General features: G+C 39.7%; 14 protein-coding genes. 7 read left to right on the top strand and 7 right to left on the bottom strand.

The annotated features are described in order from the left end of the window. Positions 1-170: 170 nt before the first annotated feature. From EGN73_RS22890 to EGN73_RS17540, 4 genes are all read right to left on the bottom strand, one after another. Positions 171-347 carry an MGMT family protein gene (locus EGN73_RS22890; protein ID WP_219287031.1) on the bottom strand — a complete coding sequence of 59 codons (177 nt, stop codon included), beginning with the start codon at positions 345-347 and terminating at the stop codon, positions 171-173. Continuing rightward, complete coding sequence (locus tag EGN73_RS17550; RefSeq protein ID WP_484793079.1) at positions 296-649, bottom strand: Ada metal-binding domain-containing protein; 354 nt, start codon at positions 647-649, stop codon at positions 296-298. Before EGN73_RS17550 ends, EGN73_RS22890 begins: the two co-directional genes overlap by 52 nt. 256 nt (positions 650-905) lie before the next feature. Then, positions 906-1,508 carry a DUF6624 domain-containing protein gene (locus tag EGN73_RS17545; RefSeq protein WP_219287029.1) on the bottom strand — a complete coding sequence of 201 codons (603 nt, stop codon included), beginning with the start codon at positions 1,506-1,508 and terminating at the stop codon, positions 906-908. A gap of 91 nt (positions 1,509-1,599) precedes the next feature. Then, a complete protein-coding gene (locus tag EGN73_RS17540) occupies positions 1,600-1,839 on the bottom strand; it encodes a hypothetical protein (RefSeq protein WP_219287028.1) in 240 nt (79 codons plus the stop codon). A 307-nt stretch (positions 1,840-2,146) separates the two neighbouring features. Between EGN73_RS17540 and EGN73_RS17535 the strand changes: the two genes are divergently transcribed. Beyond that, the gene (locus EGN73_RS17535; RefSeq protein ID WP_219287027.1) at positions 2,147-2,803 is read left to right on the top strand and encodes a JAB domain-containing protein; all 657 of its coding nucleotides are present in this window, start codon (positions 2,147-2,149) and stop codon (positions 2,801-2,803) included. A 93-nt stretch (positions 2,804-2,896) separates the two neighbouring features. On the opposite strand, the gene EGN73_RS17530 is transcribed toward EGN73_RS17535, so the two are convergent. Next, entirely contained in the window at positions 2,897-3,298 is a 402-nt protein-coding gene (locus tag EGN73_RS17530) for a response regulator (protein ID WP_219287026.1), read from the bottom strand. After that, a complete protein-coding gene (locus EGN73_RS17525; protein ID WP_219287025.1) occupies positions 3,285-5,960 on the bottom strand; it encodes a two-component regulator propeller domain-containing protein in 2,676 nt (891 codons plus the stop codon). The genes EGN73_RS17530 and EGN73_RS17525 overlap by 14 nt, the downstream gene beginning before the upstream one ends. A gap of 371 nt (positions 5,961-6,331) precedes the next feature. Here EGN73_RS17525 and EGN73_RS17520 point away from each other — a divergent pair, with 371 nt between their 5' ends. After that, on the top strand, positions 6,332-7,306 hold the full coding sequence (locus EGN73_RS17520) for a Kelch repeat-containing protein (RefSeq protein WP_219287024.1): 975 nt from the start codon (positions 6,332-6,334) through the stop codon (positions 7,304-7,306). 746 nt (positions 7,307-8,052) lie between these two features. Continuing rightward, positions 8,053-8,637, top strand: coding sequence for a GrpB family protein (locus tag EGN73_RS17515; protein ID WP_219287023.1), 585 nt, complete (start codon positions 8,053-8,055; stop codon positions 8,635-8,637). A gap of 282 nt (positions 8,638-8,919) precedes the next feature. On the opposite strand, the gene EGN73_RS17510 is transcribed toward EGN73_RS17515, so the two are convergent. Beyond that, positions 8,920-11,058 (bottom strand): alpha-amylase family protein, encoded by a 2,139-nt coding sequence (locus tag EGN73_RS17510; RefSeq protein ID WP_219287022.1) that lies wholly within the window; start codon positions 11,056-11,058, stop codon positions 8,920-8,922. A 487-nt stretch (positions 11,059-11,545) separates the two neighbouring features. Between EGN73_RS17510 and EGN73_RS17505 the strand changes: the two genes are divergently transcribed. The 4 genes from EGN73_RS17505 (at position 11,546) to EGN73_RS17490 (ending at position 18,176) form a co-directional block, all read left to right on the top strand. Beyond that, positions 11,546-12,145, top strand: coding sequence for an RNA polymerase sigma factor (locus tag EGN73_RS17505; RefSeq protein ID WP_009036194.1), 600 nt, complete (start codon positions 11,546-11,548; stop codon positions 12,143-12,145). Positions 12,146-12,188: 43 nt separating this feature from the next. After that, complete coding sequence (locus tag EGN73_RS17500; RefSeq protein ID WP_219287021.1) at positions 12,189-13,109, top strand: FecR family protein; 921 nt, start codon at positions 12,189-12,191, stop codon at positions 13,107-13,109. Positions 13,110-13,202: 93 nt separating this feature from the next. Next, positions 13,203-16,514 carry a SusC/RagA family TonB-linked outer membrane protein gene (locus tag EGN73_RS17495; protein WP_219287020.1) on the top strand — a complete coding sequence of 1,104 codons (3,312 nt, stop codon included), beginning with the start codon at positions 13,203-13,205 and terminating at the stop codon, positions 16,512-16,514. A gap of 96 nt (positions 16,515-16,610) precedes the next feature. Next, positions 16,611-18,176, top strand: coding sequence for a RagB/SusD family nutrient uptake outer membrane protein (locus EGN73_RS17490; protein ID WP_219287019.1), 1,566 nt, complete (start codon positions 16,611-16,613; stop codon positions 18,174-18,176). Positions 18,177-18,179 lie beyond the last annotated feature (3 nt).

Below are 18,179 nucleotides of genomic sequence, written 5' to 3'. Positions count from 1 at the left end.
TCTTTGAATTAAACACTTATTTGATTTACAGGAGCACGCAAATCAAGCTGGATCATTGAATAAGCTTGCACCTGCTTAAAAAGAAAATACTTGTTAAATTGGAATTCATCATAATGCAAAGAATTTATTCTCCAGATGGCGTTTTTCAGCACGCCCTAAATAAAGTCTGTTCATTTATGAATGCCGGCCTCCAAATCCAAAAGGTATTTTTTTCGCCAGATCCCTCCTCCATAGCCTGTTAGCCTGCCATCACGCCCGATGACCCGATGACATGGAATAATTATGGAAATTCTGTTCATCCCATTGGCACTGGCCACTGCACGGACAGCCATTGGGTCTCCCAACATTTCAGCCTGCTTTTTATAGGTAATCCCCTATCATTTATTTTAAGGTCAGGATTGCTTACCATCTCCTTTAAAAGTTTTCGTATTTCCAATGGCATAGACTTTACCGGTTCCAAGGGTTTACAGACTTTGCAGGGGCGGTATCCCTTCAGCAAACAGTCCTTACTTGAAAAAAGAAATTCTACATTTTCAATCTTTGGTTTTCTGGCAGGACAACTGGGCTTGCAAAAAATCCCAATAGTCTTGACAGCGGTGAAAAATAAACCTTCAAAGGAAGTATCCTTCTCCAAAATTGCCTGGTACATTTCAGCTTTGCTCAGTTCCATCAGTTGAAAATAAAAGATAAATTCCCTGTTTCTATTACTTGGATCAGCTGTTTCTTCAATTTAGATTGCATAAAAGCATAAAAAAATATCAGTACTGATTCTTTTAGTTTGTTCATGTTTTTTATTCCAAAAGTATAGAAGGAAGCTTTGGCTATCCACCGAAAAATTGACAAGCATTTTTTTTAAGATACCTGGATTCATATGCAACACATTAGCTTTGCATCTTCAGTTTTATTTAATCTATTATCCAACCTACAGTTTTCTTCCAGGATTCAATTTCCTTTTTTCTTAATTCAAAATCTGAAGGAGGTATCTGGTTTTCATTTTTTACCTGATCTCGCATGAGATCGGTCTGTTCTTCCAAGGAATTAAAGCCAATGGATTTTCTTCTTTTATTTACTCTTTCCAGGCCGTCATGGGGGGATGGACCTAATAGTCCTTTTTCATCCCAATCGAACTGTGTTCCGTATAGTTGTGGTTTTCCTTCAAACACAGCTATCCTGTCCATAAGATAGGCTATTTGTCTTCGCTCCTCCAAAGTTTGCTTCACCTGTTTGCCCATTAAGGCCATACATTTTCTCATAAACTCCGGTTTACTGATAGCATGTTGGATAATTAACCAGGCCGCTTCATTGGCTTCCTTCCCAACTTTTTCCATGCTGGGAAATCCAATGGATTCAATAATTTCATTTAATTGATCTGCATTTTTTATATGCAGGGCTTCCATTTCTTTGTTGTAAGCCTTGTGGAGCTGTTTGCTTTGAATAAGCCTGTTCCTCAATGCCATATCAGCATTTTTCAGTGCAATTATTTTTTCAGCGGCAGATCTAATATCCATGTTGGAGTATTGATGGGTGTTGATTTTATCTTAACTCAAGAATCTGGTCGATTCTAGGTGAAATTTATCAAATTCTTACAGGTTTTTGAGCTCATTTTTTCACAATCTTTATCCCCAGGTATTCCAGCTCTTTTAATTTCATTCCCGCAAGAAGCAATTGATCCGTCTCTATGTACTTCCTGATTTCTTCCATAAGCTTTAAGAGTGCCTTTCCTTTATTGATCCGCTCAAAGGGAAAGGGATCCAGATTGGATGAAATGATGCTGTCCAGCCTTTTGTTGACCTGTATTTCTTTTTCATCCATAAGTGTAAGTATTTCGAAAATATCCATTGTTAATATTATTGACTTTTTTATGTTGATATTTTAAATATTATTTTTTGTTCGGGAAAGTAGTAGAGCAGAGTTTTTTAAAATTTCAATTTTTTACTTCCGACCTTTTGAAAGCCAAATATAGGAGCCCTGAAACCACACATGGCTGATGGGTTTTCTGAAGGGATCAAGGTTTTACGGCATAAACAGGAAGTGTTTTCTGAGGAGGATTTATTCCGTTCCACCTTGCATTCAGTGGTTTGCAGACTCCTGGGGAGGGGCTAAACAAAAGCTCCAGCGCAAGGAGTGAAAAGTCTGCAATAAGATCATGGCTACTTCCAGAAACATCCTCAGAGAAGAAACTGAAATCCTTTACACTAAAGGAAGATCAGCCCTTTCCGATTACCACCTGATTGCTGCAATAGCTGGGATTACCTCAGAACAGGCAAGAGCAATACTGACAGCTGAAAACTACAGTCTGGCAGCTTTGGCCAAATACTCCCTACATGACTGGATGAAGGTAGGAGGTATTGGTGAAGCCAAAGCAACGGCATTGGTACTGGCTTTTGAAATGGGAAGGAGAAGAATTAGGGAGCCCGAACAAAAGAAGATAAAGATATGCTGCTCCTCGGATATCTATCAGATCATGAAAGCAGACCTCTTGGATGAACTGGTGGAACACTTCTATATCATCCTCCTTAACAGAATCAATCAGGTCATAAGAAAAGTAAAGATCAGCACAGGTGGAACATGCGGCACCATCGCAGACCCCAAAGTGATCTTTAAACATGCTTTGGAAAACCAGAGCTGCTCGATGATCCTGGTCCACAACCATCCCTCAGGAAACTTGAAACCATCAGAGCAGGACAAAAGACTGACCCAGAAACTCTCTGAGGCAGAGAAGCACCTGGACATTATCGTGCTGGACCATATCATCTTTACAGATCATGCTTACTTCAGCTTTGCAGACGAAGGAATGATGTAATGGAAGTGGTGGAGTGCCTCTTTTTTATTGATCTGTACTTTTAATTCAGGGTTGTTTTGTAAACGTAAGTTATTTGGACTTTACTTGTCCACTTTACAATAAGGACTGTTTGATCAAATGACACGTTTCCAGATCAATGGGTTTTTCAAGATACATTTTCACAGTAGGATAATTTTGGCTTTTCAGCCGATCTGCTTTTTGAATGGAGGAAGTAACCATGATAACATTGACCTGATCGGTAATATTCAGTTCATTCAGCTTTTCAAGCAGTTCCCATCCAGTCATTTCCGGCATATTGATATCGAGTAAAACCAAGACACGCTTACTGATTTGAACAGCCTCTTTAATAAATTCCAGACCTTCTAAAGGTTTCCTGAAAGAGTATACTTGGTCTGAAAGATTGCTTTCTTCGACCATCAATTCATGCAGAAATAATATACCGGATTCATCATCAATTATGATGACAGGGATGTTGGAACCGTTATTCTGCTTCATGCTCCTCGAGTTTTAAATTCAATTTCCGAAGAATTTGATCAAGTTCTTTAGAGCTTGTTTCAATTTCATTTAAAATTTCGGCTTTGGTTTTTTCTATATGTTTAAACTTTTCATAATTCTTGAGTACTTCAACCATCCCAAGGATTTTAGAAAGAGGTCCCCTGAATTGGTGGGACTGGGTCCAGGCAACCTCTTCCAATAGTCTGTTGTGTTTTTCCAAATGGGCCATCGCCTTTATTAAAGTTTCATTTTTGGCATGGAGGTCATTTGTCTGTAATTTGATTTTTTGCTGAAGTTCTTCCTTCATTCGCTTATTTATGATCAGCGTCCTAACCCCAAACCCCATTATGAAAACGAATAGTATGACCAAAATTTTAAACCAAATGGTTTGATAGTAATAAGCCTCTATGGTAAAACTTAATGAAGTGGTTTCAGAAAATACCCCGAATTGTTCGGCTTTGACCTGAAACTCATATTTCCCTGGGTTCAATCCGGTGAAATATGCTCTTGTTCTGTTTTCGTTGTCTATCCACTGGGGACCCAGTTCTTTGATTCTATATGTATATCGGATCGATTTAGGTTTGTCGAATTCAATATTTCCGTAGCTGATATTGAAAAAATTGACTCCCGCAGGCACATGTATATCCTCACTAAGATGCAACTCTTGATTCTCAAAATTCAAAGATTCCAGATACGGTGGGGTAAGAGAACGCTGTTCTTTGATTTTTTTTGGGTTTATGATGACTGCACCTTCCATACTAGGAAAGACAATTAATCCGCTTGAAAGCTTCCATCCGGCTGGATGAAATCCTCCATTGAATTCATTATTCATCAGACCGTCTGATTTATCAAAGAGCCTAAACGCAATCCGGTGATTTTCATCCTTCGATTTCTTCAGCTCCATAAGTTGTTTTATAGAAGTACTCTGAACCCCGTGGTTTCCACTCATCCAGACCAATCCATCATCATCAGGAATCATTTTGAAAATCCCGTCAAACTGAAATCCGTTTTTCTTTCCGAAAATATGCATCTGGCCATTTGAAAATGAAATCAGACCATCAGGTGTGCTGATCCATAAGTCTCCTTCAGGATCTTCTAAAATTCCGGTAACCATCTGAGAGGGTGCTAGGTCATATACAGGGAAATGTATGACTTCTTCTTTTTTATTGATTGAAAAAAAACCATTTCCAAATGTGCCAAACCAAAGTAGCCCATTGGAATCTTCCATGCCAAAAATGATTTTAGCATTCAGCAGCTCTTTATTTAATTGTACTGTCTTTAAGCTCCCATCGAGAGCAAGTTTTGAAAGAGTACCATTGATGCTGCCTATCCATATATTGTTTTTTGAATCTTTAAGAAGGGAATAAATAACTCCTTCCTCAAGGTCAGGCTTGTCCAAAAAGCCCTTTTCAATTTTCAGTGTGTTTAAATTGATTTTATTCAATCCCTTACCTGTGCCTATAAAAATCTCATTATCTCTTTGGGCAAGGCTCAAAACCAGGTCATGGCTTAGCCCCTCTTTGGTAGTAAAGTGCTGAACTCCAGTAGAAGTTATTCTGTTGAGCCCACCTCCAGGAGTCCCCAACCAAAGTCCTTTTTTACTATCTTCCATTGTTGCCAGAATAATGGGATGGCTTAACCCTGAATTTTCACCTAAGATTTCAAAAGTTGATAAACTGAATCTGGAAATTCCAATTCCCAATCCACTGGTCCATATGGCCCCTTCATCGTCTTCAAAGATATCCCAGACTTCATTTAAATTTTTGCTGAGATCAGGATGCCTAATGATTTCCTTTCCTTTTATTTTAAAAATTCCCTGAGAGGAAGTTCCAACCCAAATGCTTCTGTCAACAGTAGAATACTCCAGTGCACTGATTTCTTCCAGATCTCCTTCAGCAGGTAATTCCAATTTTGTCAAAGACCCTTTTTTTAGAAGATAAAGACCATGTAACCGTGTTCCAATGTAAACCTCACGATCAGGTGTTATCAGGATAGCCTTCACATCCTTTCCTGATAGCAATTCATATTCATGGAATTTTCCTGTCTTTTTATCAAATGAAAAAAAACCATTTATCCCTCCAAGCAATAAGTGGTCACCAAAATCTTCCAGCTCCCTGATATAACCTGTTTTTAAGGTGTCAGGACGATACACTTGCTTGAACTCATTTTCATGAAACAAAAAGAGCGTTCCGTTCTGCGTTCCTAAATAAACTTCCCCTGAAAATGTCTCCGCAATAGAAGTAAACCTTACGGGACCTAGTTCCCTTGGGCTGTTAAAGACTTCAAGTTTATTGAATGAGGCATGTACAAGAGCATTTGAATTTGCAGCATAAACACCTCCGGACTGAGAAGCAGTCAGGTCATTGAAGGTAGGAGTTTGGATGTCTGGATTATTGGTATGGTTGAAGTTTTTAAATGACCTTCCGTCAAACCGAACAAGCCCTTCTTCTGTAGCCATCCACACAAAACCTTTTTGGTCCTGTACAGTTCTGAAAACAGTGTTGACAGGAAGTTCATTGGAATTGTTCCAGTCAGCTCTTACAAAAACAGTTTCTTTCTCAACAATATTCCATTGTTGAGAAAAAGAAGGCGGGACAGAAATTAGTAAAAGGGTACAATAAACGAATAAAATCCTTTGGAGCAAGGATGCTTTGTCCATCATTTTCAAACCTTCGATTAGTGGGTGATTTAATCAAATGTAGATTATTTGTTTCTGTATTAAAAGAATTTTTTAGGGATTAATTATAGGTGTTTTTTCATAAAGTGTAATTTGAATTTTACATAGTAAATCATGTTTTACAGATATTATTTTTTTTAGCCCGGTCAGATTAAGTGGATGTGAAGTTTTTTTTTGTCGTTTTCTGAAAACACAGAACTATACTTTTGAAATACATTGATCTGAAATAAATAATATGATAAACCTTTCAAAAGCCAACTTACTTGACTGCAGGAAAATCAAGTTTGAAGATTGAAATTGAAACTCTGGTTTAAAAAATGTAAATTTCCTGTTCATTCCAGCAAACCGACAAACCTATGAAACCTTTTCTTTTGACCATTCTTATTCTTGTATCATCCGTAGCTTCAGCACAATCCGTTGGGGCTAACTGGAAAAGACTTCAGGCAGCCAACCAAGCTGTGCCAAGACATGAAAACTCCCTTGTGGAGTGTAATGGGAAATTCTACGCACTGGGTGGAAGAGGAGAAAGGCCTGTGGAAGCTTTTGACCCTGAGACAAATGAATGGACTATACTTGCAGATAGCCCAATGGAATTTCATCATTTTCAGGCTATCGCTTTCGAAAATGAGATATACGTTTTAGGTGCCTTTACAGGTCCTTATCCACATGAAACCCCAATCCCGGAATTTTTGATTTTTAACCCCCAAGACAATAGCTGGAGAAAGGGACCCGAAATCCCTGAAAGCAGACGTCGGGGATCTGCCGGGGTATTTACACGTGGAGATAAAATTTACATGGTCTGTGGCATCATTGATGGCCACTGGAATGGATTTGTTCCCTGGTTTGATGAATATGATACCAAAACAGGTGAGTGGAAAGTATTGCCCGATGCTCCCCGGCCAAGGGATCATTTTTCAGCCTCATTGGTTGGGGATAGGGCCTACATTGCCGGAGGTAGAACTTCTCATGCTGAAATAGGAAAAGTATTGGAGTTGACCATTCCGGAAGTGGATTATTTTGATTTTAAAACCAATAGCTGGTCAACAGTAAGTGCAGACCTGCCAACACCAAGGGGAGGGACTTCAAGTATCGGAAATGAGCCCTATCTTCTGGTGATGAATGGTGAAAGTATTCAACAAGTTCAGGGACATTCTGAAGTTGAGGTTCTGGATACCAGAGATGAGACCTGGACCAGGTTGCCTGATCTCAACCAAGGTAGACATGGGACAGGAGTGGTATATTGGAAAGGAAAAGTCTTTGTAGCTGCAGGAAGTGCCAACCGTGGAGGTGGACCGGAGTTGAATGACATAGAATGTCTGGAGTGGAAATAAAATCGAGACGGGCCGTCTTATCAGATTAAAACCCACAGATAGGAAATAACTACTTCACTTATTTAGGGCGTGCTGAAAAACGCCAACTGAAGAATAAATGCTTTAAATTTTGATGAATACCCCGTTTGTCAGGTATTTTCTTTTTAAGCAGGTGCACGCTTATTCAATGTTATAGTTTGATTTCCGTGCTCCTTAAAATTTTAAAATTCGAAATTTTAAGGCTAGCCTCAGGCATACCATCTTCTTCATTGGGCTCACTCGAAGTATAAGCATACATCTTCATTCGCCCGCTTTGAATCTGGCATACCTGAGACTTTTTCAGCAAGCCCTATTTAAGGTGAAGTAATTTTTGATTTTGACCTTTAGCCAAGATGATCTGAGTGAACTTGTTGAAGAGTTGGATGAAATGACTTTCATCAGCTTAACTCATACACCTATGTTTTTTAAATTCTGCTCTGAACCAGGAAATCTGTACTATTCCATATTGTGAGTTTTATAAATGCCCGGCCAGGTAATTTACATGGTTAACTTTTACTTGGGTTGGAATTCTACTATTGGTCAATTCATCAGAAAGCCCGTTCAGAACATTGTTGTAAATTGCACACCTTTACCAAGCAATAAATAATATGGGTTAAAAACTGCTATCATCTGACCGGTAAGTTATTTAAAAAGTAGATCCATTAAAGTTTTTGAGGCTTTTTGCTGAAAATCATTAAATAAGCGCTATCCCGAACGAAAAAATTAGCATGAAAATCATTATTGAAGATTACAATCCAAAATGGGTTGGATTATTCCTAACCGAGAAACAAAAATTGAAGGATCTTCTGGAGCAGTTTTCTCCTGCAATAGAACATATTGGGAGTACCAGTGTGGCGGGATTAATGGCAAAACCGATAATTGATATTATGGTAGGGCTTAACCAGGAAGAGCAATTGGATCAGGTGATCGGTCCAATGACCGGTAATGGCTATACCTATTTCAAAATATATGAAGCCATTTTGCCTGAAAGACGCCTTTTTGGAAAATTGAAACCTTTGGTACCTATTGAAGTCCCTGAAGTAATCGGTCTAAATGAGGAATATATTGCAGGCAAAGAGTTCTTTTCTTTAACTCATATCCATGTATTGGTAAAAGACAGTCCTGAATGGATAAGGCATCTTGCATTCAGAGATTTTCTAAGGGCACATCCAAAAAAAAGAAATGAATACCAAACTTTAAAGATTGAATTGGCCAAACAAGAGTTTCAGCACCACTTTGAATATAATGCAGGTAAAAATGATTTTATAAAAGCTACTGAAAAATTGGCCTTGGAATGGTATCAGGAAGCTTAAGGGAAATTTGGGACAGATCATAATTTTCAGAATTCAATTACCTTTCTTCAAACAACTTGACTATTGGCTTTTCGAGCTCATATTGCCACAATCTGTATCCCATGATATTCCAGCTCTTTTAATTTCATCCCCGCGAGCAGCAATTGATCCGTTTCTATGCACTTCCTGATTTCCTTCACAAGAATGAAGTGGGATATTTTTTATTGTTATGGTTAGAGTTAGCGATCTTGGATTTTTAGATGCAGGTGAATTTTCTTCATTCTAAATTTTATGGGCTAAACTTCACCTTTCCATCACTAGTCCTTCAAACTCTTGGACTTTATCTATTTTTAAAGTGACTCTGCCATTTTGAAATGTAAAAGGAATTTCTTTTTCACTAACCATGCTCCAAATGCGTTGAGGCTTAAATTCAGTGCGAATTTCAAATTCTGTATCAAAGACCGGTAAAGGGTCAAAATAAGTATTTCCACTAAATCCTGTCAGATTGACTAAATGTAGGATCATACCGTCTTTTGCCTCATTGCCATAATTCTCAGGGGTGTTCAAGGCATAGTTTTGTAAAATCACCTCAATTCTCGGATGGGCATTGGTCCTGATGAGTTGGTCCACTTCCGGAAAAATATAGTCTAACAAATCCAAGAGTAGATTTTTATGCTGCTCGTAGCCATGTAGAAAATAAAGCCTTCCCAAATTAATGGGCATCAAAACCGCTTTTCCGCTATTGTGATTTTTAATGCCAACAGCATGGAATCCAGTAGGTTCATGACCGCCAATGATTTCAGGAGGTCCGGGGATACCCGGTGTTAAAATAGGTAGTTGCGTTTCTGTTGCCCCATCAAAATCATAAAGCCCTAGGTTGAATTTCCAGAACAAGAGAGATTGTTTGTCAAATCGAGTGAAGAGGTTTTTATTATCAGGTTGAAGGTAAAACCCGGCTCCATCATGGTTCAGTTCCTTTATTTTGGCACCAAATAAGTCATCTAATATTTTAGGATGGTCTGAAAGAGAGCGATTGGTAGCAATGATATGGACTCCGTCATTGACCAATCTTTTCAAAGTAGCCAATGCATTTTGATCTACAGAAGATATTTCAGGCAAAATCACCACCTTGTATTTGCTAAGGGCCTTTTCCTGTTGAGCGATTTGGCTCTTCTCTATGATATCAAATTGGATATGTGATTCTAACAACATGAGCTGGATTCCTCTGTATTCCTGGGCGGCTTCGCCCGAAGGCCAAGAGCCAGGTGCTATGACAGCGACTTTTGCAGGTGATTTGTAGTGGCCAAAATAAGGCTCATATTTTTTGTGGTGGGCGTACACTTTTCTGAAAACTTCAAAATTACGCTCGTCCTCATAGTCTCTGAAATCTCCCATGAGGCTCAGATCAAGCCCTGAACCATGAGCAATATTTTCATATAACCTGATGGCCACTTCTTCCGGTTCTATGGCATTGTACCTTGACTGGAAAGAAATCTGCTGAATACTGGCATTGCTGACAATATGGTCAGGAAAGGAATGTCTGGTATTGTTAACATTGTCCGATGCGTTGTATGGCCAATAGGGTAAGGAATTGGTCTGGGATTCATGGCGGATGATGTCAACATGATCTTCTGAATAGGTACATATGGCGATATTTTTGTTTTTGGACTTTACCAAAAGGTTTAATCTTTTGATGATGTCGTCAGCAGTGAATTTTTTGAATTCTTCATACTTTCTGAAAACAGGGTCATTGCGGTCTTCTACCTTGGGCAATTCCATTCCACCACTGTATTCCTTAAAGCGCTTTTGATCATAGGGATTTTGATCTATGCCGTAATATTTACCTATGTAAGGGTTGCTTGTCTGATAACCGGGCATATTGATGAAAATACCATCTATGGGGTAAAGGTCAATCACTTCCTCTACAATGTTGAAGATTTGTTCCTGTTCGTAGGGAGCATTGATTGAAACCGTATAGAGGTCCTCATTGGTGATATGTTCGCCATCCGGGGAGATGTAAAACCAGTCTGGGTGTTTCTCGAAAATACTTTTGTGGGCACGGCTGAAATCAAATCGGACGATTACACGGATACTGTTTTCATGGCATTTTTTGATCACCTCTCCCAACATGTTTTCCTGCATAAAAGGATTGGTATAGTGATATTCCAGTTTGGTCGGATAAAAAGCCATGATACCACCTGCATTTATAATCAAGGTGTTGGCGGAAAAATGAATCAAATCTGTAACCAATGAATCCGGATCCAAGGTAGCAGCTTCATAAGCAGGAAGATTGGTCTGTATAACCCTTAGGTTATTTGCTTTCCACCACTCCAGGGAATCAGGCCAACTGACCTGTGCATTTGCTTTCAATGGGAAAACAATTAGCAGAAGTATGATTGATAGAAGCAATGGGCATGCAATTGGTTTTTTTGATAGGTTCATTGTAGGTCGGTTTTGAGAGGAAACTTAAAATTGCCTTGTAAATAGCAATGGATCAAATTAATAGAAAAATGTTGTTAACCTTCTAAAATTTGGATAAGGGGATATTTTATTGGGACAAAGTGATGGGGTTTGGTAATAACTGTATGCTTTTTAGCAGTTCAGTGCGTGGAAAGGAGGGTTTCACAATCATGCTTAAGTTTCAATTTCCATTTCAAAGGTTAAGCCTTTGCTCTGTTGGAAATTTTTCATTTTCAAAATGTTGGCTTAGGCGTAGAGCAGATTGGTTCTAAGGATATTTGTATGGACTTATATGATCGAAGAGCTAAAGCCATTTCGGTTTTGTCGGATATTTAATAAATATAAAAGCTACAATTTTCAAGAGATGTTAATATACTATTAATCCAGAATGAACTTTCTGTGACATTCTCATAAGTATCAATTCCCGGTTCTAAAATTTGGTAACTTTGGATTTGAAAGAATTTTAGAAATGTATAAGTCAGAGGGGAATTTATGGGAAGACCTGCGTTCCGGGAATGAAAAGGCTTTTGAGTATTTGTTCGATCAGTACTGGAGCTCCTTATTTCGATATGCCTTTTCTATTTTAGAGGATGAAAATGAAGCTGAAGATTTGGTTCAGGAGCTTTTTCTGGATATCTGGGAAAAAAGAGAAGTGCAACTTCCGATAAGGACTGAATGGAAAGTTTTCCTTTTCTCCTGTCTAAAAAAGAAAATCCTTAAAACCTTCAGAAGTCAGGGAATACGTAAAAAACATCTGGAACAGCTTGTTCATCAGATTGAAAAATCTGACCTGCCATTAAAAGATCTTCTGCATAAGGAATTGCTTGAACTGATTCATGCCCAGACATTGGTACTGCCGGAAAAAGAAAGGCAGGTCTTTTTATTACATGAACTGGAAGGCTATACTGCCAAAGAGATTTCCTTACTTAACAAAGTTTCTGAACAGACTGTACGCAATCAGATCGCATCAGCAAGACACAAAATCCTTCCTCAGATTACCAAAGTATTAACTACTTGTTACTATTCTACTCCAATTGCTAAGTTTCTGTTAATTCGATTTTTTGAATAGTTGAAATGGATTCCTCGGGGTACTTCTACCAAACGACGTACTCTTGGAAAATCACAAAATATCCCGCTTACTGGATAAATACCTCAATGGGACTGCCAACGAATCAGAAAAACAATTACTGGAAAATTGGTTGGATGGCATTGCAGCTTCAGGTTCCGAAAAGCCTGATGTTAATTTAGAAAAAGTGTCCAGGGCAAAGAAAAATGCCATGGCCGCAATCAGACCTCCACGAAAAGTTTTTCAGTCCATTGTATTGAAAGTCGCTGCTATATTGTTGCCATTTTTGATTTTGACAATATTGCTTTGGAAAACTGTTGGCAGCTCATATCAGGAAGTAGTAGAAAGTACTCAGATAGGGGAGTTCAAAGAGTTTTTGTTGCCCGATAGCAGCTTTGTACTTCTAAAACCAAACTCTAGCCTGAGCTATCAAAAGGGTTTTGAAAAGGAGAGAAAAGTAACCTTGTCGGGCAGTGCCTTTTTTGATGTAAAAAGAAATCCGGATAAAGTTTTCAGTGTCACAGCAGATGATTCAAAAATAGAAGTACTTGGCACATCCTTCGAAGTACAGACTTATAGCCAGTTTCCCGAGCAGCGCATTACGGTAGCAAGTGGCAAAGTAACCGTCGCCTACAAAGGGAAATCTGTAGCCACACTTGAGCAATCAGAACAGCTAAAAATCAATAGACAAAACGGGACTGTGGTCCAAAGCAAAACGGAGTACTATCAGGACCTGAAACTTAAAAGGCTTGTTTTTGACAATGCAGACCTTAAAGAAGTCGCCCATCTTCTTACAAGCTATTATGATGTACAGATCAGTTACCCGGATGGTACGGGGCTGGGATTAAGTGCCAATTTGGAAGCAGGCTTAGACCTGGAAGTCATAATTGATGTGTTGAGTAGTATACTCTCCAAATATGACTTGAAAATCAAAAAAACAGGATCGAAAAACTACGAAATTCAATAACCCGACACCTGTTGGAGCAGGTGTCGGGACAGGCTAATTGAATGAAATGGTTTCCATCAATAACCTTTTATTAACTAATCAATCGCTAAAGTAATGAAAAAAAACAAATTGGAGAAAGTACAAATTCATCGTGTCTTTCTCAGCATCTGTGGGAGTTTTGCGCTCTTACTTTTGACCAATTATGCCATTGCCCAGGGATCAGGGACATTGGGATATGCAAAAGCTGAAGAAATCCACTTGTCAGAAGCGCTGGGTATGCTTCAGAAAAATTTCAATCTGAATATAATTTATGATGCCAAAGAGCTAGATGGATTAAAAGTCAGCAGTAAATCAATCCTAGCAAATGATGCGGAAACGTTTTTTTCCGAACTCACCAAATCCAAAGACATCCTTGTGGAAAAAAGAGGAGGGGTGTATTTTATACAGTCTGCATCAAAAAACGCCACTTCAAATACATCAAAGCCAAAAAAAGTTTCAATTGAAGTGAAAGGAAAAGTGATTGATGAGGAGACCTCCGAAGCACTTTTTGGGGTCACCATTCAGGTAAAAGGTAAAAGCAGTGGTCAGGTGACGGATTTTGATGGCAACTTTAGATTTGAAGGCCTTGAAGAAAATGATGTACTGATATTTTCAATGCTTGGTTATGAACCTCTGGAGGTCCCGGTGGGCAACCGCAGTGACTGGACCATCAGAATGAGAAATAAGGAAAATCTTTTGGATGAAGCTGTAGTAATTGGCTACGGTGAAGTCAGCAGGGAAAAATTAACAAGCTCTATAACCAGTGTTGCTCCCAAAGAATTTAATAGGGGAGTCATTGCAAACCCCGAACAGTTGCTGCAGGGTAAAGTGGCAGGATTGGTGATCAGCAGAGACGGAAACCCCAATGGAGGTTCGAGTATTGTATTGCGCGGAGCTTCCACACTTAGAGAAGGAGCCGCACAGCAGCCTTTTTATGTCATAGATGGAGTTCCGGGTGCTTCTATCAACTTGGTATCTCCTGACAACATAGTATCCATAGAAGTTTTGAAGGATGCATCTGCCACTGCAATATATGGAAGTAGGGCTGCCAACGGTGTAATTCTTGTCACTACAAGAAAAGCACAACCTACATACGGCTTTAGTTACCATGCCTATACAGGTGTAGAACAAGCCTCCAATTCACTTCGGATGATGACAGGAGACGAACTGAGGTCTTATCTTGCCAAAAACGGCCAAAGCCTTTTTCCAAATGACAACGACTATTCAATAAATCAAGGGGATACTGCTTTTGTAAATACGGACTGGCAGGATATCGTTACAAGGACGGCCATCAGTCAAAACCACACCCTTAGCTATGGAGGAGGGACAGATAGAGCTACTTTCAATGCCAGCCTCAATTATTTTAACCAGGAAGGAATTATCCGGGAATCCGGAAGAGAAAGGATAATAGCCCAGTTTTCATTAAACCAAAAGGGATTCAATGATCGTTTGAATTTGAATTTTCAGTTGACCAATTCACTTGATCGGCAGAAGCTGGTGAGAGGAGAGGTTTACAGGCAAATGGTCTCCTATCTTCCTACGGTCAATGTAAGAAATGAAGATGGAAGTTTTAAAGAAAATACCATCGACCATACTTCCAATTACTTCAACCCTTTGGGTATTCTTGAACTGAATCAGGATAGCAGGGAAAACAATACAATCCTGGGATTTATATCAGCAAAGTTTGATGTGACTAAGCAGTTAAATATCAATGTACTGGGTTCGTATCAGTTGGAAAAATTCGAGGGAAAACAATACCAGAACAGCGAATCCATATTACCGATTGGCTATGAAGGAACTTCCTATTCTGGCCAGCAGGTAGGTGGCATAGCCAAAAGGTTCAGTGTTCAGAACAATAGAAAGGTTTTTGAATCATTCTTTGAATATACTCCCCTGAACACGATGAACCAGGAACTGAAAATTTTGGGTGGATATTCCTGGCAGGACGACGTCAATAATGATGGCTTTCAGGCCACTAATACAGGCTTTGTTTCCGATGTGACAGGAGCTGAGAATTTGGCTTTGGGTTCCAATACATTGAGGGTGGATTATGGCAATTTTCTACAGGTACCATTGAGGATAATTTCATTCTACTCCAGGGTAAACTATTCTCTTTATGACAAGTATCTCTTACAGGTTTCCCTTAGAAGGGATGGATCCTCTGCATTCAGCCGGGACAACAGGTGGGGCAACTTCCCATCAGCATCTGTGGGCTGGTTGATCCATGAGGAAAACTTCCTTTCCGGTCAGTCATTGCTACAGCAGCTAAAGCTCAGAGCCGGATATGGTGTTACCGGTAACTCTCTTGGGTTTGATCCCCTTTTGACAGTCTTTAGGTTTGGTAGCTCAGGAACCTACTACAATAACGGGGTCTATGAACAGGCATTAGGTTCTGTAGCCAATGTAAATGACGACCTTAGATGGGAAAGAACTTCTATGTTCAATCTGGGCATTGACTTTTCACTTTTCAGCAGTCGTGTAAATGGTAGCCTTGAAGTTTACAATAAGTATACTTCAGACCTTATTTTCAATTATCCGGTTTCTACCACATTATTTGTACATCCCACGATGACTGCAAATGTGGGAGAAATTTCTAATAAGGGCGTAGAGCTTACTTTGCAAGCCAGCCTAATGCAAAAAGGAAAGTTTGCATGGGAGGTTTCAGGAAATATATCGAACAACAGAAACAGGGTAGAAAAGCTTTCAAACTTTGAGTACCAGCTGGATTCAATTCCTACAGCAGGTGGTTCTGGAGCAGGAGTGAGCGGAGTATCCACCCAATTGATCAAAGAAGGCTATCCTATAGGTCTATTCAACCTTTTCCAATGGACCGGAAGAAATGAAAATGGCATTTCAACTTTCCGCACCGCGGATGGTGGGGAAACCTCAGCACCCAGATTTCCTGCTGATGCCATTCTTATGGGACATGCACAACCCAAATTCACCTATGGTATAGGAAATAACTTCTTTTACGGAAACTGGTCTTTGAATGTGTTCATACGAGGTGTTTATGGAAATCAAGTCCTGAATTCTACCAGAGCTGTGCTCTCCAGTATCAGTCAGGCTTATTTAAGAAATATTCCTCTTTCAGCCCAGGATGAGCCCATGACAGATGTAAATAACAATTTTTACTCTGACCGCTATTTGGAGCCGGGATCATTTCTTCGGATAGACAATGCTACACTCGCCTATAATTTTCCCATGGTAAACAGCAAAAATTTCAAAAACCTGAATGTCTACGTCACAGGCAACAACCTGTTTGTCTTTACCAAATATTCAGGAATCGATCCAGAGGTAAACCTTGGAGGGTTGACTCCGGGATTTGACAATAATAACTTTTACCCTATGACCAGAGGGTTCCTGCTGGGATTGACCCTGGATTTCTAAAAACCTTAAAAAGTGCTTCCATTCAAAGGGAAAGCCCAGAAATATCGATGGAAGCTGAACCATTTCAGAATTCTTTGAATAAAAATTAACATGAAAATGAAAAATATACTAAGTGCTTTATTATTACTGGGACTACTGGCCTGCACGGACCTTGATGTGCCTATAGAGTCCAGCTATACTTCAGATGTGTTTCCAAGATCAGACGCAGAGTTTGCCTCCGTAACCGGGCCTGTATATGTACAGCTGAGAAACAATATAGCCCTTGACTATTATTACCTGCAGGAACTGACAACAGATGAAGCAGTCCTTACTGCCAGAGGAGCAGATTATTATGATGGGGGAAGGTACATACAGCTAAATCTACACACTTGGGATGAAACACACCCCCATATCAATTCCACTTGGACTTGGGCGTATAGAGGTATCAGCCTTTGTGGTGAAATACTGGCCGCCCTGGAAAATGCCAGTGAGGGTGAAATAAAGGACGGGACCGTAGCAGAAATCAGGACAATGCGCGCACTCTATTATTTCTTTGTGATGGACCTGTTTGGAAATGTTCCTATCAGCCCTGAATATGGGGAGCTTACACTACCTGGAAATTCAGACCGAAGTGCAGTTTTTGCATACCTGGAAAATGAAGTTTCAGAAGCTTTGCCTTTCCTGTCCAAAGAAATAGGTACAGCTACATACGGGAAACCAACTTATTGGATGGCCCATGCTCTTCTTGCAAAAATGTATATCAATGCTGAAGTATATACAGGAACAGCTAAGTATCAAGAAGCAGTAAACTCCATTAACATCATAATGAGTGCCAGTGAAAACGGGGCTAACCAGCCCTTTGATCTTGAGGAGAATTACATGGAAATGTTTGGCTTTAACAACGGACCACATATTAAAGAGACCATATTCGCAATCCCATTTGATCAAAATTTTGGTGCCAATGGGATGAGGTTAGGGAGATTTCCTTTGCACCCGCTTTCCAGAGTGAATTTTGGATTGCCGACTACAATTAGCGTTGGTAATTGTCAACATACCTGGGCAGATTTTTACTATTTATTCGAAAAGGATCCAGAGGACATCAGAAATGGGATTTGGTTGGTCGGACACCAATATTATAATGATGGTAGCCCCATGATGGATGGGGATTACCATGTGTTTTTGGACCCTGAGATTGCATTTGTGAATGTGGAAACCTTCGATAGAGGGCGATCTCCACAACAGATTGCCCAAGGAGCCCGAAATGTAAAATACACGCCAGACCCAACATGGACTTCCAGCAGAGATTCCAGAAATGATTTCCTACTGTTCAGGTATGCCGACTTTGTCCTGCTAAAAGCAGAGGCTTTGCTAAGGGGAGCAAATGACCCTATGGGCCAAAACCCTTTGGAGCTAGTCAATCAGGTCAGGTCAATCCGGAATGCCAGCACCTTGGCTGCCATTGATCTGGATATTCTCTTAGAAGAAAGAGGTAGGGAAATGGCTGGCGAAACCTGGAGAAGAAATGACCTGATCAGGTTTGGGAAATTTGAAAGTGAATGGGGCAGAGATGCTGAAACCAATTTACCGGTGAAAACCAACAATGAAACATACAGAAGGGTTTTTCCCATTCCTCAAGGTGAACTGGCAACCAACCCTAAATTGATTCAAAACCCCGGATATTAAAGT

The organism is Arthrospiribacter ruber (assembly GCF_019343195.1).
In the GTDB taxonomy this organism is placed as follows: Bacteria; Bacteroidota; Bacteroidia; order Cytophagales; family Cyclobacteriaceae; genus Arthrospiribacter; species Arthrospiribacter ruber.
The sequence above is the reverse complement of the archived record's forward strand: the minus strand, read 5'-3'. Positions and strand labels throughout refer to the sequence as shown.